The organism is Populibacterium corticicola, assembly GCF_042683685.1.
In the GTDB taxonomy this organism is placed as follows: domain Bacteria; phylum Actinomycetota; class Actinomycetes; order Actinomycetales; family Cellulomonadaceae; genus Timonella; species Timonella corticicola.
In genome coordinates this window covers 70785-96889 of the sequence record NZ_JBHUOP010000008.1, presented here as the reverse complement: position 1 = coordinate 96889, position 26105 = coordinate 70785, and the positions used below count along the sequence as shown (strand labels likewise).

Here is a 26105-nt window from a genome sequence, read left to right as displayed (position 1 = left end):
CATCGGGTGACCAAGACGGAACCCCGTCAGGTGACCAAGACGGAACCCCATCGGGTGACCAAGACGGAACCCCGTCAGGTGACCAAGACGGAACCCCGTCAGGTGACCAAGACGGAACCCCGTCAGGTGACCAAGACGGAACCCCATCGGGTGACCAAGACGGAACCCCGTCAGGTGACCAAGACGGAACCCCATCGGGTGACCAAGACGGAACCCCGTCAGGTGACCAAGACGGAACCCCATCTCCGACAGTTGACATAGACACCGAGACTGTGAAACACGGTGACACAATCACAGTGACGGGAACTGGTTTCACAGCTGGTGAAAAGGTCACGATAACCATCACAGGAGCTGACGGAAAACCTGTAACCGTTGGAACCGCGGTTGTGGGAGAGGACGGAACGTTCAGCGCTTCCGTGTCAACTGAGAAGTTCCCTATCGGCACGGTTGTAGTTTTGGTCGCTGACGAATCAGGTCGGACAGCTCAAGGACAGGTTACAGTCGCTTCGGCTTCAGAGCGGGTTCTACAGTCCTCCGTGACCATTCCTACGATCACCCGTGGCAGAACCCAGGTCTTCACTGCAACTGGATTTGAACCTGGCGAGACCGTTAATGGACACGTACACTCGCGTCGTGTTGACCTGCCACAGCAAAGGGCAAATGAGAGTGGGACTGTCACCTGGGAGTTCGTGGTTCCAACGGACTTCGCGCTGGGCGAGCACGTGGCGACGGCGGAGAGTGTCGCCTACGGCGATTCAACCCGTTCAAGTTTCACGGTAGTCGCAGATGCTTCCGTAACTACAGTGAACACACCGACGGGAGGAACGCCTACTGGGACGACTCCAACTCGTTACAATCCACTGGCAAAGACTGGATTCTCGATTGGGGCAGGCCCGTTGGCGGTAACTGGCCTGTTGGTAGCGGGAGGCCTGCTTCTCGTGATGAGCGGAAAACGTCGTCGAATCTAGTTCGCTGATGTTGGGCGTCGGCGGGGATACCCATATGTTGGGGATCCCCGCCGAAACCAATCAACGTCGTACTTCTTCGCGTTCATTCACAAACTTTGAAGACCACAACTAGTTTCCTCATGCTAACTGTCTCACTCACAGATTGAGTGCCATGACCTGCCGGATCAGGAGTCGCTGGTGAGAAAGATCTCTACAGACGAACAACTCGTCGAACTGTCACGTGGCCATAAAGCGTTCGCTTCCGCGGCAATCGTCGTTGTCGTGTGTCACATCTTTGCTATGTACTTGTGGATTACCCCGTCAAATCCCTTGAAAGATAGTGTTCGCGAGCCTCTGCGGGGGTACGCGCTTCCTCTGTTCCAGCAATCTTGGTCAATTTTTGCTCCGAATCCAGTGAGTTCGGGATATTACCTTGAGGTTCGAGCCGTGGATCAGTCACTTGAACCCAGGGAGTGGGTGTCGGCCTCTGCGGTGGAAATCGACGGTCTTTATCATAATTTTCTGCCGCCGACTGCTAGTAGCGTTACCAGCAAACTCTCGTTGACGGCGCATGATTCCTATAGATCCCTATCAGAATTAGAGAAAGAAATCTTTAGTTGGAACTACCATGTAAATACGTCACAGCGTCTTACTTCTCTCGCAGAAGAAAGGGTAGGAAAAGTTTCGTCACAATTTGAGAAAATGGTAGTTCTTGACACATCTTTAACAGCCTATGCAACCCAGTTCTTGAAGGCGAAAGACCGTTTCATTGAGGATGGATACGTTCAGTATAGAATAACAAAGGTGACTGCTCCAGATTTCAATGAAAGACACGAGCGCACAAATTCCGAGGACGTCTCTTTTAGCTCTGGTCGACGAGCACCAGTAATTCTTTATAATCAAGATGAGCCTGGATTTGCACGCGCATTGGAGGCTTTCTAATGTGGAGCAGTATCTCTCGTTCTATTTCCACCTTATGGAACTGGATAATCTGCTGGTTTATCGCACCAGCACGTAACACTCGAGGCACTTCTTTTCTGCGGATTATGCTTGGCGGCACGCTTGCTGTTCAACTAATTGTCAATTTTCCTTTTAGGAGCTACATGTGGGGTCCGGCTGCCGCTTGGAGTCAAGAACTTCATGCGAGTTCGGAATTTCCATTCCAGCGCCTTATATTCGGCCCAACATCCGACATATTTTTCATGACATTCTTCTATATCATTCTATTGCTCGCCGCTATATCACTTGCAGTTGGATGGCATACACGGATAGCAACTTTGATTGCGTTGATTCTACATACTTCTCTCGTCTACTCTGACGGTGTCTACATGGATCAAAGCGATAATTTGCTGCGCATGGCACTTATATACATGCTGTTTATGAGATGTTCAGAGTTTTGGTCACTTGACTCTCGCAGAACTTCTCGAAATCTAACAGATCGAACACGATTTGCGTCTTCGCGGTACTCGGGATATTTTTCAATACTACATAATGCATCACTCGCAGCTTTCGGAGCGCACCTGTGCTTGATCTACGCAGCTTCAGCAATGTTCAAAGTTCAAGGTGACAAGTGGCAGAACGGAACCGCGGTATTCTATCCTCTTCAACTCCCGCATTACGCACCATTTCCGGAACTTAATGCGCTGGTAAGCAGCAATGGAATCGCGGTCATGACTGCGTCTTACGCAGCAGTCTATTTCCAACTATTCTTTCCATTCATGCTGCTCCATCGAGTCTTGCGCAAAGTGGCGCTGCTAGGCGTCGTGGGAATGCACCTCGGCATTGCAGTGCTGATGGGGCTACCGTTCTTTTCATTCTTCATGCTTGCAGGAGACTCAATCTTTGTCTCTGACAGAACGTACACGACCGTTGATTCCTGGGTTCGCTCACAGTGGACGAATTGGAGAGGACGAAAAGATATCGTCCCCATACGTACAGCGCCTAGGCAGATTGAAGAACCTTCAACCCCATTGAAACTCACGCCGAGTCGTGAGCCAACGAACGCGCAGAGCTAATTTCAGTTTCTGTTGCCGGTATGGAACTTCTGCTGTGCTTCAAGCAAACCGTGCGTCACAATCATCTCGGTACAATCGGCCGAGCCATCCAGCAGAAACGGTAACTCCTTAGCCTCCGTCGAGCTGAAATTCTTGAGCACATAGTCAGCAACATCCATGCGTCCCGGCGGGCGCCCAATACCCGAGCGCACCCGGACATAGTTCTTGGTGCCCAACGCCTTGGTGATGTCGCGCAGACCGTTGTGTCCGCCTTCGCCACCGCCGATCTTGCACTTGATGTCCCCGAACGGGATGTCCAACTCGTCGTGCACGACGACAACGTTCTCGGGGTCCACGTTGAAGTACTTGGCCAACCCGGCGACGGGTCCACCCGAGGTGTTCATATAGGTGTTGGGCTTAGCAAGGATTACGCGAGGGCCGGGTGCCCCACCGGGCAGCATCCCCATACGTGCCTCAGCGACCTGAGCGTTGGCGCGGTGCGCCGAAAACTTCGCGCCCACACGTCCCGCAAGCACGTCAAGCACCATGTGCCCAATGTTGTGGCGGTTGCCCGCATACTTCGGACCAGGGTTACCCAGTCCCACGATCAAATACAGACCATCAGCCATTTCATATTCCTTCGATATGACGTAGGTGGGCTCAACAAGTACACCCTCGGCGCGGCGCCACAAACGCCCAAACCAACGAAACACTTACCACTCCCAACCCGCCACCCACAAAACCGAACGTCACAACGAAACGAACCGGCTCGTCGCCAAGCAAAACTGAACCCAACAACACGAAGATACAAGTCGGGACGCCCAGCATGCCAGGCGCCCCAACCGTTGCTTCAACGCGGCGCATCACGCGCCGACCCGTATCAGGCTACGAAGAAGTCGATGTGCTCGATAACGCGGCCAACCGAGTCGCGCTGAACGTCCTTGATCGATACAGCAACAACCTTGCCGTCAACCTCAAGGTCGATGGTCTCGGTGCGGTTGTTCTTCACAACGAGGAATGCCTCGTGTGCGTCAACAACGATGTGCTGAGCCTCGGAACCAGCCGAGTAAAGAACCGATGGGACCTGGCCGTCACGGCGAGCCTGACGAGCAGCACCCTTACCGAAAGCCGAACGAGCGGAAGCAACAAGCTTTGCGTTTGCCATAATTGCGCTCCTAATCTTTGTGTTGTGGCGCCGAAGCGCGGTGGACATGGACCTTATGAACTTTCCCGTAAGATCAGTTCACGCGAGGGCCAAGGAACACAACCGGAGTTGCCGGGCAGAACGCCACGAAAAATGTGCGGACTACTGCGCGCACGAACAGATGCCTGCTGTGCGGTTCCTCGACTCACGACACAACGGAACGCAAGGAGCGAACCGCCCAGTCGATAACGGAGCCGACCACCTTCGGGTTGTCGCGGCGTCTTTCCGCGAGCCCATGTTTGTGAAGGAGGCCCCTCCCTCGCCAAGGCACGGTTTCAAGTATAGGGACGCGTGCGGCTGGAATACAGCCACGGGAGTAGTTGGCGGTCAACATCACAGTTTTCGGGCACGGTTTTCTGGGTGGCGGCCCTCTGTACTGCCGTTTTCATTGCCGACGAGCCGTCATTTTCCGGCGTCCGTTGCGTTGGGCTGTGTCGCGCTGCGTCTCGCGGCCTGTGTCGTACGCCCCTTGTGTGGCCGATGGGGCTCTTTATGTCCACATACCCATGTTCTTTGCGGGTATGTGGACTATTTTGGCCCCATCGAGTAGGGCAGGCGACAACAAGAACGCCCGGTCACACCTTACGATGCGGTATGACCGGGCGTTCTAACTGTACGAGACAGGTTGTTTAGGAGTTGCCCTCGAACAGCGAGGTCACCGAACCATCGGCGAAGACCTCTTCGATTGCGCGTGCGATCAGCGGGGCGATCGAGAGCACGGTGAGTTTTTCGAAACGCTTCTCGGCGCTGATGGGCAGAGTGTCGGTGACGATGACCTCGGACGCACCGCACTCCTGGAGGCGGGTCGCGGCTGGTTCGGACAACACACCGTGCGTTGCCGCCACGATGACTTCCCTCGCGCCGGATTCAAGACACACACGAACCGCCTCGGCGATCGTGCCACCGGTGTCGATCAGGTCATCCACGAGGACGCAGGTGCGACCGGAAACATCACCGACAACGCGGTTGGCCACCGCCTGGTTAGGCTGGTTGATGTCACGGGTCTTGTGCACGAATGCGAGCGGGTGTCCTCCGAGCTTGGCAGCCCACTTCTCAGCAACCTTGATTCGACCGGCGTCAGGCGACACGACAGTCACGTTGGACAGGTCCACGCGGGACTTCACGTATTCGGTGAGCAGCGGCATAGCCCACAGGTGATCCACTGGACCGTTGAAGAATCCTTGAAGCTGCGCAGTGTGCAGGTCCACGCTCATCATGCGGTCCGCGCCAGCAACCTCGAACATGTCCGCGAGGAGGCGTGCCGAGATTGGTTCACGACCCTTGTGCTTCTTGTCCTGACGCGCATACCCGTAGAAGGGCATGACCACGGTGATGCTCTTGGCAGACGCACGCTTGAGAGCGTCAACCATGATGAGCTGCTCCATGATCCACTGGTTGATCGGAGCGGTGTGGGACTGCAGAACGTAAACGTCGGCACCTCGAACGGATTCACCGAATCGAACGTAGATCTCACCGTTCGCGAAGTCGTATGCCGAGGTTGGAAGGAGTTCGGTGCCCAACTCGTCCGCAACGGCTGCTGCGAGTTCAGGGTGTGCGCGGCCAGAGACGAGTACGAGTCGCTTGGTGCCGTCAGCGGACAGAATGCCGGTCATTACTTGTCAGTTCCTTCGAAGGGGGTTTGGGTTTCTGGAACGGTATAGCTCTGGGGACTTACGTTGGTTCCGTTGCGCGCTGGCTGGACAGCCTCACTGCCGTGCGGAGCCTCGGCGCGAGCAAGCTCATCAAGAGCCTGAGCACCAAGAGCCGCTGCAGGGGCTCCACCATGTGCGCGGGCCTGAGCCGCTGCCTCTGCGGAGTCGGTACCTGGGCGACGACGTTCCACCCAGCCCTCGATGTTGCGTTGGGTACCGGCGGACACGGCGAGGCTTCCGGCCGGGACATCCTGGCGGATGACGCTTCCCGCCGCAGTGTAGACACCGTCGCCGATATTGACCGGTGCCACGAACAGGTTGTTCGCGCCGGTGCGGGAGAAGGCGCCCACGGTGGATCGGTGCTTGTTCACGCCGTCGTAGTTGACGAAGATCGAACCGGCTCCGATGTTCGTGCCCTCACCGATCTCGACGTCTCCAGCATAGGAGAGGTGCGGAACCTTGGAGCCGTCGCCGATCACGGCGTTCTTGGTCTCCACGAAGGTGCCGATCTTGCCCTTTACGCCAAGTACTGTTCCTGGTCGTAGGTAGGCGAATGGACCGACTGTCGCGCGCTCACCGATGCGGGCGTCTGAGCCGTGCGTGCGAGTGATCGTTGCGCCCTTCTCGACGACCACGTTCGTCAAAGTGGTGTCCGGGCCGATCGTGGCTCCGGTCGCGACGGTGGTCTCACCGTGAAGTTGGGTGCCGGGAAGAATCGTGACGTCCTGTTCAAGTTCCACCTGAACGTCAATCCACGTGGTCGCGGGGTCCACGATGGTGACTCCCTCAAGCATCCAGTGCTCAACGATGCGGCGGTTGAACTCGGCACGTAGAACCGACATCTGGGCGCGGTCGTTCGCACCCTCAACGAGCCAGGGATCATCGGTGCGGATCGCACGGACAACGCCGCCCTCTTCACGGGCAAGGGCAAGAACATCGGTCAGGTAGACCTCACCCTGGGAGTTATTGCGGTCGACCGATCCGAGTGCACGACGTAGAACCGCGGCATCGAACACGTAGGTTCCAGAGTTGATCTCGCGGATCCGGTGTTGTTCCTCGGTTGCGTCCTTGTGCTCAACGATTCCGGCGACCGATCCATCTGCCTCACGCACGATGCGTCCGTAACCGGTGGCGTCCTCAAGTTCAGTGGTCAAAACGGTGACGGCATTGCCTCCGCTGACGTGTGCTTCAAGGAGTTCCGCGAGCGCTTCCGCATCGAGCATTGGGACATCGCCCGATACAACGACGACCGGTCCCTCAAGTCCACCGCTGACGCCTTGACCCTCTGCCCCGAGTGGGACGCCATCAATGACCTGCGCCGCGTGAACGGTTGCGTCCAAGACCCCGAGTGCGCACTGGACAGCGCGTCCGGTTCCGGGGATCGCGTCTTGATCGACGATGATCGCTTGCGCATTGAGTTCGAGCACGTGCTCGGCAACCTGATCGCGTTCGTAGCGAACCACAACGGCGATTCGTTCGGGATTGATTCCGGCTGCTGCGGTGAGAGCGTGGCCGAGCATCGAGCGCCCGGCCAGCGTGTGAAGGACCTTAGGAGTAGCGGATTTCATCCGCGTTCCTTCTCCTGCTGCAAGAACAATTACGGCCGCGGGCTGAGCGGTTGTCACAGGGGATTCCCCAATGCTTAAAGAAGGATGCTTGCCATATTGCAACCACACAATGGCTGAATGTGGTTGTGCTCCGCCCCCAGGACTCGAACCTAGACTAAGGGCACCAAAAACCCCTGTGCTGCCGATTACACCAAGGCGGATCAGTCATGGCGAAAGACTTTTGCTCTACCGCAGGTACACGCGCTTTGGTGAACACGAGTGTGCGTCCGGTAAACGCCGTTCCCTTGACCGCCTTCAATGTTAGACCATGGCTGAGCGTATACCCAACCGATTCAGGGCGAATAACGTCACATCTCCGCGAGCAGTGAGGATACAGAGAATCCCAGCCTGACGGGTTCCCGCGCTCAACGTTCAAAACCGGCTGGCCGCACGCCAAAGAGGCATTACAGCCTGTTAACCACTAGGTGTATAGACAACCTTCAGGCAGAATGGGTTGTGTGGCCTCAGAAACGAAACGCACCGCACGCTCCCGGATGACCGCTCATGAGCGGCGCGAGCAGCTTATCTCGATTAGCCGGGAACTCTTCGCGGAGAAGGGTTTCGAAGGCACGAGCGTGGAGGAGATCGCTGCGCGCGCGAATGTTTCCAAGCCTGTCGTGTACGAGCACTTTGGCGGTAAGGAAGGCATCTATGCGGTCGTCGTTGACCGCGAGATTCAGAACCTGACCGGTGCATTGACCACCGCACTCAACATCGGCGGCCACCCGAAGATGATTGTTGAGCGCATGGCCTTCGCGCTGCTCGATTACATCGAATCGAATGAGGATGGTTTCCGCGTCCTTGTCCGCGATTCACCGATGACCCAGAACACCGGCTCCTTCTCGAGCCTGATCGGTGATGTCGCCACAAAGGTCGAGCACCTCTTGGCGGACCAGTTCAAGAAACGCGGGCTCAACCCCAAGACCGCGCCAATCTACGCACAGATGCTCGTGGGCATGGTGGCGCTGACCGGACAGCACTGGGTGGATGAGCGTCAGCCCAAGAAGGCCGAGGTTGCGGCCCACTTGGTCAATCTGGCGTGGAATGGCCTGTCTGGGCTTGAGCGGCGTCCGCAACTTTCGCTCGATCACTCGGGGTCAGACAACTAGGCTGCCCTTCAGGGAACCTTCCCATCCCGTTTCACCGGTGGGGTCGATTTGTCCCACTTGCCAACGCAATGGGCGCACATCCGGACCAATGTGGCCCCATCGAAATCGGACGCCGCTCGCCCAGCACACCGCATCGCCCGCAGAAGATCACAAAATGTAAAACAAACTTAACTTCTTATATCTCTTGCGCAACGCCCCGAACCCTGCTTAAGGTGTCAAGGAAACTTAACACGAAGGAGTCTCATGGCACGCCTCGAGATCAAGAATCTAACCAAGGACTACGGCGACCTGCGCGCACTCGACGATCTGTCGTTCGCCGTTGAATCCGGCGAAATCTTCGGGTTTGTCGGATCAAACGGTGCAGGCAAGTCAACCACGATGCGCATCACCCTCGGAGTGCTCGACGCAACCTCGGGCGAGGTCCACCTCAACGGCAGGAAACTCGACTTCGAGGCACGCAAACGTATCGGGTACATGCCAGAAGAACGCGGCCTGTACCCGAAGATGAAGGTTGGCGACCAACTCGTGTACCTGGCGCAGTTGCACGGTATGAGCAAAGCCGACGCCATACAGTCGATGGAAAAATGGACGCAGCGTCTTGGCATCGACACTCGGCGCAAGGACACCGTGCAGTCGCTGTCGCTCGGTAACCAGCAGCGCGTCCAACTCGCGGCGGCGCTGGTGCATGAACCTGACGTGTTGATCCTTGACGAACCATTCTCAGGGCTTGACCCGGTGGCGGTCGATGTCATGAGCAATGTGCTCATCGAGCGCGCTCAGGCCGGCGCTCCGGTCATCTTTTCCTCGCACCAACTCGATCTGGTGGAGCGTCTGTGCACCAGGGTCGGAATCATCAAGTCCGGTGCGATGATCGCCAACGGAACGGTCGCGGAACTGCAGGCGCGAGCGGGGAACCTGTGGCAGGTCACGCTCGAACAGCCGAGTTCTTTCGCTTGGCTCACGGCCCTCCCGGATATTCAGGTCACGTCAGCCACCGGTAATGCGGCCCAGTTCCTTGTGCAGCGTGATGGTGCGGAGCAACAGGTCCTGCAGGCTGCTGCGACGCAGGGGCCAGTGAGTTCGTTTGGCCGACACCGCATCCCCTTGGCGGATCTGTTCCGCGATGCGGTGACCGTCCCAGCCGTTGATGAGAACTAGGAGCCGGACCATGACTACTCAACTTTCAACGTTCAAGGCCATCTGGTTGATCGCCAAGCGTGAGATTGGCATGATCATGCGCGCGAAGTCCACCATCATCTCCACCGTGATCATCGCGGTGCTGATCATCGGTGGTCTGACCGCGTTCAAGCTCTTCGCGGACCGCAATGAGGTGTCCGTCGGTTACGTGGATCAGCAGATTGAGGCCACCTATTTCTCTGGCTTCCTAACCGCTCTCGACGATGCGGGCTTGGAACCTGTCATCGAAACCTACCCCAGCCTCGAGGCACTGAACAAGGCGGTAGAGGAGGGCGAGGTTGATGGCGGTCTCATCGAGGATGAGCAGGGCCTCAAGGTCGTCGCACACGAGAATCCTGATTCCGCCATCTATGATGCCGCGACCAAGGCCCAGCAGGGCAAGAGCATCCTGGATCTCAGCGAGGCACTGCCTGGCGGAGTGAACGACCCGCTGTTCAAGAACCTCACGGAGCCGGTCCGAGTGGACGTGTTGAACCCGCCAACCGAGGTTGAGGGTTCGCAGGCCGCCGTTGGCTTCATCGTCGGTTTCCTGCTCTACCTGGGTATCTTTGGCGGCGGCATGTCTGTTGCGCAGGGTGTGGTCGAGGAGAAGTCATCACGTGTGGTCGAGATCCTGCTTGCCTCGGTCCGTCCGTGGCAGTTGCTGACGGGCAAGGTAATGGGAATCGGCATTGCCTCACTCGCACAGGTGGGCGTATATGTTGGGGCCGGCGTCATCACGGCTCGCGTGCTCGGGTTGGCCACGGAACTACCGTTCGACATCTTGGCTGTCGGTGGCTGGGTGCTCTTGTGGTTCTTCATTGGTTACATCGTGTACGCGCTGATCTTCGCTGGTCTGGGTGCGCTTGTGTCCCGCCAAGAGGACTTGGGTTCGGTCATCATGTTGCCGATGATCTTGATCATCTTCGCCTACATGCTGGGTGTGACTGTCGCCCCGAATGACCCGGATTCCACACTGGTTGCGGTGGCATCCTATATTCCGTTCACCTCGCCAATCGTTATGCCGATCCGTTCCGCCTACGGCGTTGCCGGTACCGGCGAGGTGTGGATAGCTGCGCTGATCGGTTTGATTACGATCCCGCTGCTGCTCGCCTTGACGGCAAAGATCTACGGCAATGGCGTGCGCCGCTCGGGTGCGAAGATCAAGCTGCGCGACGCGCTCAAGCAATCCTGATCTGTGCTGTGGAGGCCCATTCGGAACCGCTTGGTTCCGAATGGGCTTTTTGTTTTTGATTGACGACGATTCCCTCCTCCCAGCACACCAACCGCCCAGGGCGGGTGGTGCTGGAAGACGAGTGCTCGTCGCCAATGTATCTGCACGCCGTGAAGCCTACGGATGAGGAAAAAGTCAGACATGTACCCTAATGCCATGTCTTCTTCGCTGCACGATCGCGTTCTTCAGACCCTTGGCCGCGAAATCATTGACGGCACGTTGCCACCGGGCACCGTCATGATCGCCGAGGATCTGGAGAGCCGCTTCCGGGTGTCCCGCAGCGTTATCCGCGAGGCGATTCGAGTGCTGGAGTCGATTGGCCTGGTTGCCTCGATCAAGCGCGTTGGCACACGCGTGCAGCCGAAATCGCGGTGGAATGCGCTTGACCCGCAGTTGATCCGGTGGCGCCTCGCCTCGCAGGAGCAGGGCGCGCAGTTGCGTTCGCTCACGGAGTTGCGCGCCTCGGTTGAGCCGTCTGCGGCGCGCCTGGCTGCGACGCACGCTCCTGAGGAGATCGCCGTCTTGCTCCTTGAACTGGTTGCGCAGATGCGCAATGCCGCCACCGCTGGGGATCGCGTGACGTTCACGGAGTTGGATATCGAGTTTCACCGCCATGTGCTGCGTTGCTCCGGCAACGACATGTTTGCGAGTCTGGACTCCGCGATCGCCGAGGTCATACGCGGTCGCACCGAGCACGGCATGATGCCGAAGCATCCGTCGCAGGCGACGCTGGCTCGCCACGAGGGCGTTGCACGCGCGATTGCGCAGCATCAACCCGACCTCGCTCAGGACACGATGGCTCAGATCATGGATCGCACCACCGAGGAACTCTCCTCCGTGTGGGCGGACTCGCCGCGCACATTCTCCTGATTTTTAACGGCTTGACGACGATCCTGCCACGTTCCACGTTGGGTCCGCCCGGGTAGTGGGCAGGGGTAGGCATCAGAATAAATCAGACTTATACTTGTTTTAGCCCTTCCGCACATGCGCTTTCCGCGCGGTTTGAGCCGGCGAGCGGAGCGCTATCTGGCGGATTCACCACCTAACAAGGAGCATTCGTGTCCGAGGCTAAGGCAAACATCGGCGTTGTTGGTATGGCAGTCATGGGTTCCAACCTGGCCCGTAACCTCGCATCGCGTGACGGCAACACCGTCGCGATCTACAACCGATCCGTGGAAAAGGCGCACGCCGTTGCGCAGGCACACCCAGAGGCAAACTTCATTGTTGGTGAGTCCGTCCAGGACTTCGCCGACAAGCTGGCCAAGCCACGCACCGCAATCATCATGGTCAAGGCTGGCGGCCCAACCGACGCCGTGATCAACCAACTCGTTGAGGTGTTCGAGCCGGGCGACATCATCGTTGATGGCGGAAACGCTCTGTTCACCGACACGATCCGCCGCGAAAAGGCTGTCAGCGAGACCGGCATCCACTTCGTTGGAGCAGGTATCTCCGGTGGTGAGGAAGGCGCACTGAACGGGCCTTCGATCATGCCCGGTGGCCCTGCGGAGTCCTACGAGACCCTTGGCCCCATTCTCTCCTCGATTGCCGCTGTCGCCGAGGGCGAGCCGTGCGTCACCCACGTGGGCACCGATGGCGCTGGCCACTTCGTCAAGATGATCCACAACGGCATCGAGTACGCAGACATGCAGCTCATCGCCGAAGCATACGACCTGCTGCGTAACGTTGCCGGTCTGTCCGCTGACGAGATCGCTGACGTGTTCACCGAGTGGAACACGGGCGAACTCGAGTCCTACCTGATCGAGATCACCGCCGAGGTGCTCCGCCAGAAGGACGCCGAAACCGGTAAGCCACTCGTTGACGTGATCCTCGATGCGGCTGGTTCCAAGGGAACCGGCGTGTGGACCGTTCAGACCGCCCTCGGCCTGGGTGTTCCTGTGTCCGGTATCGCCGAGGCCGTTTTCGCGCGTGCCGTATCGTCCAAGCCTGCTCAACGCGCAGCAGCCGCCGATCTTCCCGGCCCAGCACAGGCAGTCGCGATTGAGGACAGGGCAGCGTTCATCGAGGATGTCCGCCAGGCACTGTACGCCTCCAAGATCGTGGCCTACAGCCAGGGCTTCGACGCCATCATCGAGGGCGCGAAGGAATACGACTGGGACATCAAGAAGGGCGACATCGCCAAGATCTGGCGGGCAGGCTGCATCATCCGCGCTCAGTTCCTCAACCGCATCACCGAGGCGTACGCACAGGACAACGACCTTGTCGTACTGCTCGCTGCGCCTTACTTCACGGACGCCGTCACCAAGGCCGAGCAGGCTTGGCGTCGCGTGGTCGTGAAGGCTGTCGAGTCGGGCATTCCTTCGCCTGCGTTCTCCTCCTCGCTCGCCTACTACGATGGCCTGCGTGCCGAGCGTCTGCCAGCGGCCCTTGTCCAGGGACAGCGCGACTTCTTCGGAGCACACACCTACAGGCGCATCGACAAGGAAGGCACCTTCCACACCCTGTGGTCCGGTGACCGTTCCGAGGTCAGTGCGCAGGACACTCACTGATCTAAATCCTTAGAGCGCACTGGCTCCCCTGAGGTTGCTGAGGGGAGCCAGTGCGCTCTTGTGTGTCGGCCTCTACCCCAACCAGGCCAGGCAGGAAGGTGAAGGACTGGAACAGGATGAGGGCTCGTCGACAATCCCTATCCCCGCGCAGCCACGTAAGCTGCGGCAACCGCCTCGTTGACAATCTCGCCGCCGCGCAGGTTCACCCCGCGGGCGAGAGCGGCATCCGCCGCGAGCGCCTCATCCACTCCGCCTGCGAGTCGCAGCACATACGGGAGGGTCGCGTTCGTGAGTGCAATCGTGGAGGTGTTCGGCACCGCACCGGGCATGTTGGCGACACAGTAGAACACGGAGTTGTGGACCGTGTAGGTGGGATCGTCGTGCGTGGTGGGACGCGAGTCCTCGAAGCACCCTCCCTGGTCAATCGCAATGTCGAGCAGCACGGAGCCAGGCTTCATGCGGGCGACCATCTCGTTGGTCACGATCTTCGGAGCAGCGGCACCGGGCACCAGCGCAGCGCCGATGACGACATCGGCATCGGCGACTGCCTCGGCAACCACGAGCGCCGTGGAACGCAGGGTCGTGACCCGGCCATTGAACCGGGCGTCCAGTTCGCGCAGGCGTTTGACCGAGATGTCGAGGATGGTCACATCCGCGCCCAGTCCAAGAGCGGACTTGGCAGCGGACTCCCCCGCTGCACCGCCACCGATGACCACGCATTTGCCGCGGGGCGTTCCCGGGACGCCACCGAGCAAGATTCCCGAACCGCCGTTGGCTCGTAGCAGATGATATGTGCTGACCTGTGCCGAGAGTCGTCCAGCAACCTCGGACATGGGTGTCAGCAGCGGAAGTGACTTGTCGTCGAGTTGCACCGTCTCGTAGGCGATTGCGGTGGTTCCGGCATCCCGCAGCGCAGTGACCAGGTCCGGCACGGCGGCCAGGTGCAGGTAGGTGAAAAGCGTAAGATCCGGGCGCAGGAACCCGTACTCACCTGGCACCGGCTCCTTGACCTTGAGAACCAACTCTGCAGCCCACGCTTCTGCCGCGGTTGGCACGATCTGAGCCCCCACTGACTCATACAGTGTGTCAGGAAAGGAACTGCCCTCTCCTGCGCCGCGCTGGATCACCACGCTGTGTCCAGCGGTTACGAGTTCGGCAGCGCCCGCAGGGGTCAGGGCGACTCGATACTCGTTGTTCTTTACTTCGGTGGGTACACCTATGTGCATGTCCGCTCCTTGTGTAGTGCGATCACGTTAAGGCTATGTCAGCACAGCGCTTCCCCACAGTGGAACGGCGCTACATAAACGAGGTGTAATGCACTTGTTACGGACAAAGTAGTGCAGCGGAGTGTAGGGGTTTCGCGAAGCAAACACCTACCACAGCGGAACAGACGAAAGTTCATAACTAAATGGGCACTAAAAGGTATCTTGACGTCAAGTAAACTGGTGCGCATGACACATAAAGACGAGGTCGATCGGATCATCGAGGCGTGGCGGACTGAGCGCCCCGATCTTGATGTCTCTCCGCTTGCCATCCTGTCCAGGATCTCGCGGCTGGACCGGCACCTCGATCGTGTGCGCCGCGGGGTGTTCAGTCGCAACGACCTCGAACCGTGGGAGTTTGACGTGCTCTCAGCGCTCCGCCGCTCGGGTCGACCATACACGCTCTCCCCCGGAGCCCTGGTCACCCACACGATGGTGACCTCGGGAACGATGACCAACCGGATCGACAGGATGGAAGAACGCGGACTGGTACGCCGTAAGCCATCCCCCGATGACCGCCGAGCAGTCCTCGTGGAATTGACCGACATAGGGCTTGGGCTCGTGGATGCTGCGCTGTCAGACCTGCTCGACATCGAACACTCCGTGTTGGAGGAACTCGATGGATTTGACCAACCGGCCCTCGCCGACATGTTGCGCGTACTGACCCGTCAGTTCGAGGAAATCGCCCGTTAGTGCCAATCTCTTCCTCCGCTACAAGCAAAGTCCCATTAAATTCTCAGCAAACTGAGACGATAATAGGAACAAGTCGTCACGCGAGAGGTACATACAGTTGGTCAATCCACAACCGCAGGACCTGCAAGCAATGCGCCGTGAAATGTCGCGCATGTTCATGCACTTCAAGTTCGGGATGGATGAGGTTCTCACCAAGATCAACATCTTGCGCGAGGAATTCGCGCATGTCCACGATTACAACCCCATCGAGTCGGTGTCCTCACGCATCAAGTCGCCTGACTCCGTACTCGAGAAGATTCAGCGCAAGGGTTGCAGTTACTCGCACGAAGACCTCTCAACACACGTGCGTGACATTGCAGGCATCCGTGTCACCTGCTCCTTTGTGAAGGACATCTACCGGATCCGCGACCTGCTCCTTGCGCAACGAGACATTACCCTCGTCGACGAACGCGACTATGTCTCCAACCCAAAATCCAACGGCTATTCGAGTCTGCACCTGATCGTCACGGTTCCCGTGTTCCTCTCTACCGGCCCCAAAGACGTCATGGTCGAGGTTCAGATCCGCACCATCGCGATGGATTTCTGGGCCTCGCTTGAACACAAGATCTACTACAAGTATCACGGCAAGGTTCCCATGCAACTCGACGCGGAGCTTAAACTTGCCGCAGATATTGCGACCCGCCTGGACTACAAGATGCAGGAACTCAAAGAACAGGTCGATTCGCTCGCGCTCGAAGACCCTGAAGCACCAAGCCGCAAGGACGAGATACAACGTGAGGCAATCGACCGACTGCTCCGCTTTGCTCTCGAATCAGGCAAAGACTCTGCCTCAAAATCAGCAGACTACGAGGCCGAGCCGTCTCGATCTCAGGCACTCGCGCAGGATCAGCAGAACGCCCGTTAGAAAACAGGTGCACTATTGCCCTGCACCCTCGGTATCCTTAAGAATCGGAGCATAACGGTATCTTGAGCGATAGCTCGATGAGATGAATGGACACGGCTGTGAGCGAGAACAACCCCTACGGTACAAACTCTGCGGATGCGTCAGACCCCTACAAGGGTTACCAAGACCCCGCCGCGCAGTATTCAGCACAAAACCAGTACGGTGGCACGCCCCCGTACGGTGGCTCCACGCCTCAGACGCCATTGCAGTCTCAGCCCCAGGGAACCTACACCCAGGGCAATCCCACGGGTGGCCAGAACCCTTTCGCCAGTGCTCCGCAGGCGCCAGCGAATGCCGCCTATTACCAGCAGGCACCCAACCCGTACGCGCAGGCGGAGAAGGACGCCCAGACGTCGTGGATCGTCGCACTCGTCGGCCTACTGCTGAACTTCGGTCTCATCACTGGACCAATCGCGATCTACCTCGCCAACAAGGCCGAACGTGGCGGAGCCTCCGCGACCGTGGGCAAGGTCCTCGGTTGGATCAGTGTGGGGCTCTCACTGCTCGGGGTCGTGGTTATCGGTTTCTTCCTCATTGCAGCGGTCTCGGCGAGCACCTACTAGTACGCCACGCTTGGCGTAAAACGGCGGGTGGGTGACACAGGAAAATCTGTGCCACCCACCCGCCGTTGTTGTTCCTAAGACGCCTTAGCCAGCGATTTCACTCGCCTCAAGCCACTCCATCTCAAGCCCATCACGCTCGTCCGCAAGTTCCCGCAACTGGGCGTCCAACTTCGCGGTCAGTTCGTAGTCCGTCGGATTGTCGGCCATCTGCGTGTGCAGGCTGGCTTCCAGTTCTTCGATCTTGGTGAGACGTCGTTCGATCCGATTCACTTCCTTCTTGGCGGCACGGATCTCGGCGCCTGAGTACTGCGAGGCGACCACGCCGCTTGACGACGAGCCTGGCTGGGACCCAGCCGAATCGTCGGTAATCGCGGTGGCAGCGCGGGATGCACTAGCGGCCTGGGCGACTGCGGAGAGCCGCAGATACTCGTCCACGCCACCCGGAAGGTGGCGGAACTGGCCGTCAATGACGGCGTACTGTTGGTCGGTGACGCGTTCGAGGAAGTATCGGTCGTGGCTGACCACGATCAGCGTGCCGGGCCAGGTGTCGAGCAGGTCCTCCATTGCCGCGAGCATGTCCGTGTCGAGGTCGTTCGTAGGTTCGTCGAGGATCAACACGTTGGGTTCGTCAAGCAGGATGAGCAGCAGTTGTAGGCGGCGACGCTGACCACCCGACAAGTCTTTGACGGGAGTCGCCAACTGAACCGAGGTAAAGCCGAGGCGCTCCAGCATCTGGCCTGGAGTCATCTCCTTATCACCGGCCGCATACGTGGTGCGTTTACGTCCGATCACGTCGGATACCCGGTCGTTGCCGTGCTCAGCGAGTTCTGCCAACTGCTGCGACAGGGTCGCAACCACTACTGTCTTACCGCGCTTGACCTTACCCGTGGTCGGTTCGAGGTCGCCCGTGATCAGATTGAGCAGTGTGGACTTACCCGCGCCGTTGACGCCGAGCACCCCGGTGCGTTCACCGGGAGCCAGACGCCAGGTCACGTCGCGGAACACCTCAAGGTCACCGAACGACACGGACACGTCGAGGAGATCGACCACGTCCTTGCCCAGGCGAGAAATGGCCATCTGCTGCAACTCCACGATGTTGCGCGGTGGTGGTTCGTTCTCAATGAGTTGGGTTGCGGCGTCAATCCGGAACTTCGGCTTTGAGGTGCGGGCAGGGGCACCACGGCGCAGCCAGGCAAGTTCCTTACGCATCAGGTTCTGGCGCTTTGCCTCCGAGGCCGCGGCCATGCGGTCGCGTTCAACGCGCTGCAAGATATAAGCGGCATACCCGCCCTCGAACGGTTCGATGATCCGGTCGTGGACCTCCCAGGTCTGGGTGCAGATCTCATCGAGGAACCAGCGGTCGTGTGTGACCACGAACAGTCCACCCTGGCTGGCCGACCAGCGGCGCTTAAGGTGTCCCGCAAGCCAGGTGATGGCCTCGATGTCGAGGTGGTTGGTTGGCTCATCAAGTGCGAGAACCTCCCAGTCCCCGATCAGGAGCTTAGCCAAGGAGGCGCGGCGACGCTGGCCACCCGACAGGTCACCGATCTTCTTGGTCCAGTCGATGTCTCCGGTCAGTCCGGCCAGTACGTCGCGGATCTTCGGGTCGGATGCCCACATGTACTCCGGGACATCCCCCACGATGGCTTCGCGCACGTTCAGGTCAGGGTCTAGGTCATCAGTTTGCGACAAAACCCCGAGCCGCACGCCAGCACGTCGAGTCACCCGGCCAGAATCCGGTTCAAGTGTTCCTGCAAGCATCTTCAGCAGGGAGGACTTACCATCACCATTACGTCCGACGATACCGATGCGGTCGCCCTCATTGATTCCGACTGTCACGGAATCAAAGACAACTTTGGTGGGGAATTCAAGGTGCAGCGCCTCAGCGCCCAGTAGGTGTGCCATCGCCTCCTATTGTTTCATGCGTGGCAGGGGCATCCGAATCCCGTTGGATGTAGTTGAAACGAGGCTGAGTAGGCTGGACAGCCGAAGGGTTGAAAAGAGCCCAGATACCAACACAAAATCCACATCCCCGGAACAAAAACAGCCCACCGAGTCCCACAAGGCAGTCAGGACAGCCGAAGGGTTGAAAAGAGCCCAGATGCCAACACAAAATCCCCATCCCCGGAACAAAAACAGCCCACCGAGTCCCACAGGGCAGTCAGGACACAACCGCGCCCCTGACCAGCAGATGAGAATCCAAGGAATGAGCGGCGTAGCGCACTATTATGGACACGATGAGTACTTCACTTCACACCCAGGTGCTAGATGCTCTCGGCCGCAAGATCGTGTCCGGGCAGCTCCCTCCGGGGACGGTTGTTCGCGCCGAGAATCTGGTGGATGACTTTTCCGTCAGTCGCGGTGTGATCCGTGAGGTCATTCGCTCCCTGCAACTACTTGGCATGACCGAGTCCGTCAAGAGTCTCGGTGTGCGTGTACGCCCAAAATCGCAATGGAACCCGTACGCCCGCGAGATCATCCGGTGGCGCCTGTACGAGGGCGATCTTGGTGCGCAGTTGCGTTCCATCACTGAACTGCGTTCCGTCGTTGAACCGGCGGCTGCGGAGTTGAGCGCCCGGCACGCTCCCGTCGAGATCGGCGAGCGGCTCATGGAGCTTGCCTCCCAGATGCGCACGCTTGGACGCTCGGGAGATCTGGACCTGTTTGAAAAACTGGACATCGAATTCCATGCGCTGATCCTTGCGGGTTCTGGAAACGAGATGTTCGCCCACCTGGACGTACCTATCGGTGAAATCCTGCGTGGACGAGTTGATGCCGGATTGATGCCCGCGCATCCGCACGAGGATGCGATGCAATGGCATGTTGACGTTGCCGACGCAGTCCAGGGGCGCCGCCCTGAGGAGGCCCGTGCGGCGATGACGAAGATCGTTGTCCAGACAGTGAGTGAGATCAGCAGTATCTGGGATGGGGCAGAGCGCCAGGCCCCTCAACTTGATGCGGTCCAAAGTCGGCTTGCCGGCCTCTAGCGTTCCTGTCTCGTTCCTCTTCCCGCACACGAAAGTGCGGTGCCATTTCCCCTCGTGAGATGACACCGCACTTTTCGATGGTGGCCCGATCAGGTTGAGGGCCAACACCGTGAGCTTTCGGACCCTACCCCTCAGCTCATGGGACCAGCGCTGTTTACGCGCTGGTCGGGATTGCTTCGCTGTGGGACAGCTCGCTCAAGATCTGCTCGACTACCGTGTCGGGCGAGATCGTGATGTCCACAACGACGCCTTCCTCGTCGCTTCCGAGTTCCTCAAGTGTCTCGTACTGCGAATCGAGCAAAGTTGCCGGCATGAATTCGTGATTGCGACGCGTCAGCCGCCCCGCGATCAGTTCTTGATCGCCGCTCAAATGCACAAATACTAGATGAGGAACGATTTCTCGCATCCAGTCACGGTATTTTCGTTTGAGTGCAGAACAGGCGACAACCAAGGTTTCGCCAGCTTCTTCGCGTTGCTTGATGGTACGTGCCACCCTTTCGAGCCACGGTGCTCGGTCGTGGTCGTCCAAAGCGATGCCACTGGTCATCTTCGCTTTTGCCGTTGGAGAGTGTAGATCGTCACCGTCCACGAAGACGTAGCCGAGACGCTGCGCAATTAACGCCCCAACGGTGGACTTCCCGCAACCCTGTACGCCCATGACGACGATCGGATTGCCGTGTAGCTCAGACATTCGCTCCCTCGCGACTTCCACAGAAAATAGTATTTACCACCTGCAAGATCAAGACTAAATCATACTTAGTCGATGTAGCAAGGGGTTCGCACCGTTTTTAGCCCACCGGCCCCGCGAGAAACCAGAACAGTGAGGTTGGACAAGGGAGTGCGGAATAGGGTGTTTAACTCGATGGGCTGAAAAGCGTCCGGGTATGCGTACAAAATATACATACCTGAACTAAAAACGACCCACCGCGCTCCAGTATCCAGCACATTGGAGCAGACTGATTGGCGACGAGTTGGGCAGTTCGCTGCGGATGCCTTGTTCCAGCGCACTCTCAGCGTGTTTCCTGTTTTGAGAGTGCACATATCCGCACTCGCACGCAGTGGGAGTGCGCTTTTGGTAACTCTTACTGGAAGGGAAGCGGCGGTGCTGGGCCCTGCCGACTCGTCGCCAATGAAACAGAACCACCCAACAGGACTACACGACATGCGCGCCGCGCACAGACCCACCCTGCGCGGCCAGCACGTCATGAACGCCCACGGCAAGCAGACCCTCGCGCATGGACTGCGCAGCCTCGGCGCTGTCCACCAAAACCGCGATCGTGGGACCGGAACCAGACAGCAGAACGGAAAGTGCACCCAGATCGCGCGCAGCCGCAACCGTACCGAGCAGATCGGGAGCCATGTTGAAAGCCGGGATCTGCAGGTCGTTGTGCAGATTCTGGCCAAGTGCCACCGGATCGCCCGCCCGCAGTGCGGCATACAGACCAGCATTCGCAGACTCATCAAGCGGCACGCCAGCCGGAACCAGTTGATCGAACCGCGTGAACACCTCGCCCGTGGACAACCCTTTCGAACGCAACACGAACACCCAGTGATAGGTGCCGTGGTCCTCAAGTGCGGTCAACTCGTCACCGCGCCCAAAGCCCACCGCAGTGCCACCAAAAATCGAGAAGGGCACGTCCGCGCCAAGTGGAGCCCCGACAGCCAAGAGTTCATCTTGGCTCAGATTCAGACTCCACAGGGCGTTCAACGCAACGAGCGTGGCCGCCGCGTCCGCAGACCCGCCAGCCATCCCCCCAGCCACGGGCACGCCCTTGACGATGTGAACGTTGACGCCGCTGTCTCGTCCGGTGTACGCCTGCATGGCACGGACAGCCCGAGTCACCAGATTCGTCTCGCCCAATGGCACAAACCGGGCACCTGTGCCCTGCACCGTCAACACCACGGAATCGTCCGTCCGCGGCGTAACAGTGATTTCCTCCCACACGCTGACGGCCTGAAACACGTTGATGAGGGGGTGATAGCCGTGTTCATCGAGGCCACCGACTCTCAGCGACAGGTTCACCTTACCCGGAGCGCGCGCTGTCACCGAGGCCGGAGAATGCCAGTTCAGGTCACCGGGCGTCACCGGCTGATGTAGTTCGGTCATGACCGCGGGCTTGGCTCTGTTGGAATGCCCAACGCCAGAAGCTGCTCTGCAATCCGAGCAAAGTCGTTGATGTTCAGCGTTTCACCGCGGGCACTCGAATCAAGCCCTGCAGCCTCAATAGCGATTGCAGCCTGCGCCGCGGAACCAGCAATACCTGAGAGCGCTTGACGCAGGGTCTTGCGACGCTGTGCGAAAGCCGCATCCACCACCCTGAACACAAAGCGTTTGGGAGCGGTCGTCTCAGGTGCCGGGCGACGTTCCAGATAGACCAAGGCCGAGTCCACATTCGGTGCAGGCCAAAACACGTTCCGGCCAACCCGCATCGCCTTCGAGGCTGACGCATACCACGCAGCCTTGGCGGACGGAACACCATAGATCTTGCTTCCCGGCGTGGCCACGATACGCTCGGCAACCTCAAGCTGCACCATCACGAGGATCTTCTCGAGCGACTCGAATCGCTCAAGGAACGTGAGCAGGATCGGCACCGACACGTTGTACGGAAGATTAGCCACAAACGCCGTTGGCTGCTCACCGGGGAGTTCCGTCACCTCAAGGGCATCGCCCTGAACCACATCGAGTCTTTCCGCAGAGCCTGGCACAAAACGTTCCGCAGTGGCCTTCAAATGCGGCGCAAGTTCCGTATCGAGTTCAACGGCGATAACCGAGCAACCCGCCTCCAGCAGCCCCAGGGTCAAAGACCCAAGGCCAGGACCGACCTCCACGACGCGCTCCCCCGGAACGACCCCGGACGTGCGCACAATCTTGCGCACCGTACCGGCATCGTGCAGGAAGTTCTGCCCCTTCGATTTGGTCGGGGTTATTCCAAAGCTCGCCGCAAGTTCCCTGATCTGGGCGGGACCAAGCAAAGAGTTCGGGGAATCAGTCATGTTTTCAAGGGTAACGAACACCGCGCCCATTTACGGAAATGGGCGCGGTGCTTGAGACATATGTGGGGCGACATCACTGATCCATGCCCGCGGGCTTCCCCCCGACAGAGCCGGTCATCCGCCCCACACGTGGCGTGTACGTTTAGCGCAGCCCCAGTTTCTTTGAGCAGTGTGGCCACTGGCCCCAACCGGAGCGGGCCTGAAGGATCTTTGCGCGCTTCAACTGTTCCGCCGGAGTGGCCTGGCTTGGCAGTCCCGTGCCACCTACGGACTTCCACGTGGAGACCGAGAACTGGTACAGGCCGTGGTAAAGGCCGTTACTGGACACGACTGTTGGATTTCCGCTGGACTCACACTGCGCCAGCTTCGCCCACACGTCATCCCCCGAACTGGACTGTGGCTGTTCGTCCGAGGACGACTCGTTGCCAGACGAGTTCGAGGACGAACTGCTCGACGAGTTACTGCTGGAAGAACCGCTGTTTGACGAACTGGAACGTGGCGTTGTCACAACCACTGGACGTTCCTTGGTTCCCACGACGACAACCTCGTCGACAGGTTCCGCGATAAGTTCCTCGGAGACCTTCTTGCGGGACTCCTTCACACCATCAACCGTGACAACCTCATAGGTTGCTACGGATTCTCCCTTTTTTCCAGCGGTCCGCACGAGCTTACCGAGATCTTCAAAACGGGTGTCGTCCTTGACCGTCTTGGTCTCGAAGTCGATCTTGGTTTTCTTGGTCTCGCTCGTGATGTCCACACGCTGGATGACGAGAGTGACAATTTCACCGACGTTTCCGTCGAGCGCCAGTGCGAGTGTCTCGCCGTCACGCCCACCAGCACGATTACGCACATCATCAGACTTCTCGTCATCGTCCGACGCCTGTGCCGTCTCCTCGTCCGTGACACCGACACTGATCGCACCGATTGGGAGCGTTTGGATGGAGAGACGGTCATCATCGCCAAGGACGATGCCCTGGGTGCGGAGAATGTCTGCGACTTCGCCGTGGCCTTCCTCGAGGATCGTGTTGCGTCCATCCACAAGGACAGCGACTGGGCCGTCAATGTTGAGGCGCAGACCTAGGTCAACGCGTTCCTGTCCACGAGAACGGGAGGCAACGAGTACCACATCATCGCCCTGCGTGGACATGCCTGAAAGAAGCTCATCAGCATCGAGAGCCGTTGTTTTGAAGGTCTCGAGCTCACCGTCGCGTTCAACGGTGACTTCGCGCTGATAGCGGACAATGACCTCGCTGTCTTTGGACAGGACCGAGTTCGTCGAGGGAACTACGAGGTCACCTTCGCCTAGGACAATGTCGTTCTCTTCGAGGACGCCTCCGACCGAACCGGCGAAGGTGGTGACCTGCGTGGTGGTTCCGTCAATGTCAAGGGTTACAGTCTTGTGTGCTGCGGCGTAGGCTCCGCCGCCAACCACCGTGGTTGCTACGAGTGCGCCCGAGAGAAGGTAGACAAGGGGTTTCTTCACGTTATTCCAGACGTGGTGCGGCCCGGCCACGGCTGCGTGCACACTCGGTGCTGTGATGGCCGCCCGTTGAGGGCTGTCCTCCGCATAATGGCCGTCCAGGGCCATTCTCGTGAGGCTGAGGTCTTGTCCGATCACGAGCCCGGCAACTGCTGTTGCCACTGCGATCAGACGGATGTGACCGCCTTACCACCTACAAAACGCAAAGCCGCTCCGGCTTTCCAACCTCCGACGTTATAGGAGAACTGAGGGATGACGCTAGGTTTTGGTGAGGCAAAGACCGTCAAGAAACAGGAAAAACAGCAGTGTTTTTGGCTATTTTCTGCGGATTGTCTGTTCGCTCACGTCGCGGAGATTTCCCCTGTTGTTCAGGATTCGTGACCAGATGGCGGACACCATAGAACGCAAAAAACACCATGGGGAGGTCTCGCCGTCCCAGCGTGCACCCGTCGGTGAGAGCGGCTCAGTACCAGTTCTTGCGTTGCGAGTGATCCCAAGCTCCGCACGGTGTTCCGTAGCGTCCCGAAATATACTGCAAACCCCAGGTGATCTGGGTTTTGGCGTTGGTTCTCCAGTCGGCCGCCACCGACGCCATCTTGGTTCCAGGGTATGCCTGCGGGATTCCGTATGCACCGGAACTGCTGTTGGCTGCCTGCACACGCCAGTTGCTCTCTTTGGTCCACAACTTGTCGAGGCACGCGAACTGCGACTCGTCCCAGCCGCGTTCCGCGACCATGGTCTTACCGAGTGCCCGCGCTTCCTTGGGGGTCAGCACCTTCGCGGACGGATCGCCAACGTCAAGGGTGCCGATCCCAATGATCTCGTCTTGTGGTTCCACGAGCACCGATCGTGCCTGGACGACGCGGTCCGCCTCTTCACCGCCGAGCGTTGAGATGTCGTAGGTGGTCACGGCTTTTCCCACGCGTCCTTTTTGGAGCACGACCTTTTCGCCCTTGACCAGGCCCGGGTCCTCGCGCTCGATTGTCTCGAAGGCAAGTGTTTCCGTGATGGTGTCTGCGCTGCTGCCAGCCCGGCTGACGGTGATCTCTTGTCCGTCCTCGAGCAAGGCGTCCAAGTCAGCCGAGACCGCGTCGCCCTCCTCAAGTACGACGTCGAGTTCCAGCAGCAGGTCACGCACGGTTGACTGAAGGGTGGTCGTCACCATCGTGTTGTCGTCGATGGAGACAGTGATTTCCTTCATGGTCTGGATGGTCAGCAGGTCGCGTCCAATCTGAGTTCCCCGTGAAGCGGAGACTTCCGCGCCAAAGGCGCGGGTGCCCATTTCGTCGAGTACGTCTCCGACTGTGGCGGCATTGGTTGTGAGGATTTCGCGACGTCCATCGATTTCAACTTCGATGTCTTTTGCGGTGCGTACGGTGATGGAGTCGCCGTTGTCCAGCTTTGATTCGAGCGTCGGGTACACGATGTCTCCGTCAGTGACGAGGACATCGGCTGCGGCGAGTGCGTCGGCAACGGTTCGCCCCATGAAGTTGACTTCGCTCACGCGTCCGTCAACGTCCACGTTGAGGGTCTTGTTCAGGGACACGTAGCCGAGCGGTCCTGTCACCAGAACCACGAGAACGGCTACACGCGCAACCCACTGGGTTGGCGTGCTCCACGCGTGTGCGAACAAGGGAACTCCGGTTGCTTTTTATTGCCGACGAGCCGTCACCTTCCAGCGCCACTCACGCCTTCGGATGGTCTCTCTGGGGCGGCAGATGAACTCATCGCTGTGAATGCGTGCTTGGCGTTG

The 26105-nt window shown here is 58.8% G+C and carries 22 protein-coding genes, 1 tRNA gene and 1 pseudogene; 12 read left to right on the top strand and 12 right to left on the bottom strand.

Going from position 1 to position 26105, the window contains the following annotated elements:
- From ACFSYH_RS14410 to ACFSYH_RS14400, 3 genes and pseudogenes are all read left to right on the top strand, one after another.
- Positions 1-968, top strand: a pseudogene (locus ACFSYH_RS14410) (hypothetical protein); the annotation flags it as partial.
- A gap of 177 nt (positions 969-1145) precedes the next feature.
- Complete coding sequence (locus tag ACFSYH_RS14405) at positions 1146-1889, top strand: DUF5819 family protein (protein ID WP_377468072.1); 744 nt, start codon at positions 1146-1148, stop codon at positions 1887-1889.
- A complete protein-coding gene (locus ACFSYH_RS14400; RefSeq protein WP_377468070.1) occupies positions 1889-2962 on the top strand; it encodes an HTTM domain-containing protein in 1074 nt (357 codons plus the stop codon). The genes ACFSYH_RS14405 and ACFSYH_RS14400 overlap by 1 nt, the downstream gene beginning before the upstream one ends.
- Before the next feature lie 2 nt (positions 2963-2964).
- Here ACFSYH_RS14400 and pth read toward each other — a convergent pair whose 3' ends face one another.
- The 5 genes from pth to ACFSYH_RS14375 all read right to left on the bottom strand — a co-directional run bounded on the left by pth (position 2965) and on the right by ACFSYH_RS14375 (position 7565).
- Positions 2965-3570 (bottom strand): aminoacyl-tRNA hydrolase, encoded by a 606-nt coding sequence (gene pth, locus ACFSYH_RS14395; protein ID WP_377468068.1) that lies wholly within the window; start codon positions 3568-3570, stop codon positions 2965-2967.
- 251 nt (positions 3571-3821) lie between these two features.
- Positions 3822-4106 (bottom strand): 50S ribosomal protein L25, encoded by a 285-nt coding sequence (locus ACFSYH_RS14390; protein ID WP_377468066.1) that lies wholly within the window; start codon positions 4104-4106, stop codon positions 3822-3824.
- Between the two features lie 668 nt (positions 4107-4774).
- Entirely contained in the window at positions 4775-5758 is a 984-nt protein-coding gene (locus ACFSYH_RS14385) for a ribose-phosphate diphosphokinase (protein WP_377468064.1), read from the bottom strand.
- Positions 5758-7422, bottom strand: a complete 1665-nt coding sequence (glmU, locus tag ACFSYH_RS14380; protein WP_377468062.1) for a bifunctional UDP-N-acetylglucosamine diphosphorylase/glucosamine-1-phosphate N-acetyltransferase GlmU — start codon at positions 7420-7422, stop codon at positions 5758-5760. Before glmU ends, ACFSYH_RS14385 begins: the two co-directional genes overlap by 1 nt.
- Before the next feature lie 71 nt (positions 7423-7493).
- A tRNA-Gln gene (locus ACFSYH_RS14375) sits at positions 7494-7565 on the bottom strand.
- Between the two features lie 333 nt (positions 7566-7898).
- Here ACFSYH_RS14375 and ACFSYH_RS14370 point away from each other — a divergent pair.
- The 5 genes from ACFSYH_RS14370 (at position 7899) to gndA (ending at position 13430) form a co-directional block, all read left to right on the top strand.
- Positions 7899-8513, top strand: coding sequence for a TetR family transcriptional regulator (locus ACFSYH_RS14370; protein ID WP_377468074.1), 615 nt, complete (start codon positions 7899-7901; stop codon positions 8511-8513).
- Between the two features lie 243 nt (positions 8514-8756).
- On the top strand, positions 8757-9671 hold the full coding sequence (locus ACFSYH_RS14365) for an ABC transporter ATP-binding protein (RefSeq protein WP_377468059.1): 915 nt from the start codon (positions 8757-8759) through the stop codon (positions 9669-9671).
- Positions 9672-9681: 10 nt separating this feature from the next.
- A complete protein-coding gene (locus ACFSYH_RS14360) occupies positions 9682-10884 on the top strand; it encodes an ABC transporter permease (RefSeq protein WP_377468057.1) in 1203 nt (400 codons plus the stop codon).
- Between the two features lie 195 nt (positions 10885-11079).
- On the top strand, positions 11080-11793 hold the full coding sequence (locus ACFSYH_RS14355) for a FadR/GntR family transcriptional regulator (RefSeq protein ID WP_377468055.1): 714 nt from the start codon (positions 11080-11082) through the stop codon (positions 11791-11793).
- Between the two features lie 188 nt (positions 11794-11981).
- Positions 11982-13430 carry an NADP-dependent phosphogluconate dehydrogenase gene (gene gndA / locus ACFSYH_RS14350; protein WP_377468053.1) on the top strand — a complete coding sequence of 483 codons (1449 nt, stop codon included), beginning with the start codon at positions 11982-11984 and terminating at the stop codon, positions 13428-13430.
- A 137-nt stretch (positions 13431-13567) separates the two neighbouring features.
- On the opposite strand, the gene ald is transcribed toward gndA, so the two are convergent.
- Positions 13568-14656 carry an alanine dehydrogenase gene (gene ald, locus ACFSYH_RS14345; protein WP_377468051.1) on the bottom strand — a complete coding sequence of 363 codons (1089 nt, stop codon included), beginning with the start codon at positions 14654-14656 and terminating at the stop codon, positions 13568-13570.
- A gap of 225 nt (positions 14657-14881) precedes the next feature.
- Here ald and ACFSYH_RS14340 point away from each other — a divergent pair, with 225 nt between their 5' ends.
- The 3 genes from ACFSYH_RS14340 (at position 14882) to ACFSYH_RS14330 (ending at position 16891) form a co-directional block, all read left to right on the top strand.
- Positions 14882-15385 carry a MarR family winged helix-turn-helix transcriptional regulator gene (locus ACFSYH_RS14340; RefSeq protein WP_377468049.1) on the top strand — a complete coding sequence of 168 codons (504 nt, stop codon included), beginning with the start codon at positions 14882-14884 and terminating at the stop codon, positions 15383-15385.
- 97 nt (positions 15386-15482) lie between these two features.
- Positions 15483-16289: a GTP pyrophosphokinase gene (locus ACFSYH_RS14335; protein WP_377468046.1), complete on the top strand. Its 807-nt coding sequence runs from the start codon at positions 15483-15485 to the stop codon at positions 16287-16289.
- Positions 16290-16387: 98 nt separating this feature from the next.
- Positions 16388-16891 (top strand): DUF4190 domain-containing protein, encoded by a 504-nt coding sequence (locus tag ACFSYH_RS14330; protein ID WP_377468044.1) that lies wholly within the window; start codon positions 16388-16390, stop codon positions 16889-16891.
- A gap of 84 nt (positions 16892-16975) precedes the next feature.
- Here ACFSYH_RS14330 and ACFSYH_RS14325 read toward each other — a convergent pair whose 3' ends face one another.
- Positions 16976-18796, bottom strand: coding sequence for an ABC-F family ATP-binding cassette domain-containing protein (locus ACFSYH_RS14325; protein ID WP_377468042.1), 1821 nt, complete (start codon positions 18794-18796; stop codon positions 16976-16978).
- A 332-nt stretch (positions 18797-19128) separates the two neighbouring features.
- On the opposite strand from ACFSYH_RS14325, the gene ACFSYH_RS14320 reads away from it, so the two are divergent.
- On the top strand, positions 19129-19878 hold the full coding sequence (locus tag ACFSYH_RS14320; protein ID WP_377468040.1) for a FadR/GntR family transcriptional regulator: 750 nt from the start codon (positions 19129-19131) through the stop codon (positions 19876-19878).
- A gap of 154 nt (positions 19879-20032) precedes the next feature.
- On the opposite strand, the gene ACFSYH_RS14315 is transcribed toward ACFSYH_RS14320, so the two are convergent.
- The 5 genes from ACFSYH_RS14315 to ACFSYH_RS14295 form a co-directional block, all read right to left on the bottom strand.
- On the bottom strand, positions 20033-20569 hold the full coding sequence (locus ACFSYH_RS14315; RefSeq protein WP_377468039.1) for a gluconokinase: 537 nt from the start codon (positions 20567-20569) through the stop codon (positions 20033-20035).
- Between the two features lie 462 nt (positions 20570-21031).
- Positions 21032-21985: a 4-(cytidine 5'-diphospho)-2-C-methyl-D-erythritol kinase gene (locus ACFSYH_RS14310; RefSeq protein WP_377468038.1), complete on the bottom strand. Its 954-nt coding sequence runs from the start codon at positions 21983-21985 to the stop codon at positions 21032-21034.
- Positions 21982-22872: a 16S rRNA (adenine(1518)-N(6)/adenine(1519)-N(6))-dimethyltransferase RsmA gene (gene rsmA, locus ACFSYH_RS14305; protein ID WP_377468037.1), complete on the bottom strand. Its 891-nt coding sequence runs from the start codon at positions 22870-22872 to the stop codon at positions 21982-21984. Before rsmA ends, ACFSYH_RS14310 begins: the two co-directional genes overlap by 4 nt.
- A gap of 142 nt (positions 22873-23014) precedes the next feature.
- Positions 23015-24514 carry a transglycosylase family protein gene (locus tag ACFSYH_RS14300; protein WP_377468035.1) on the bottom strand — a complete coding sequence of 500 codons (1500 nt, stop codon included), beginning with the start codon at positions 24512-24514 and terminating at the stop codon, positions 23015-23017.
- A gap of 301 nt (positions 24515-24815) precedes the next feature.
- On the bottom strand, positions 24816-25985 hold the full coding sequence (locus tag ACFSYH_RS14295; protein ID WP_377468033.1) for an aggregation-promoting factor C-terminal-like domain-containing protein: 1170 nt from the start codon (positions 25983-25985) through the stop codon (positions 24816-24818).
- Between the last annotated feature and the right edge of the window lie 120 nt (positions 25986-26105).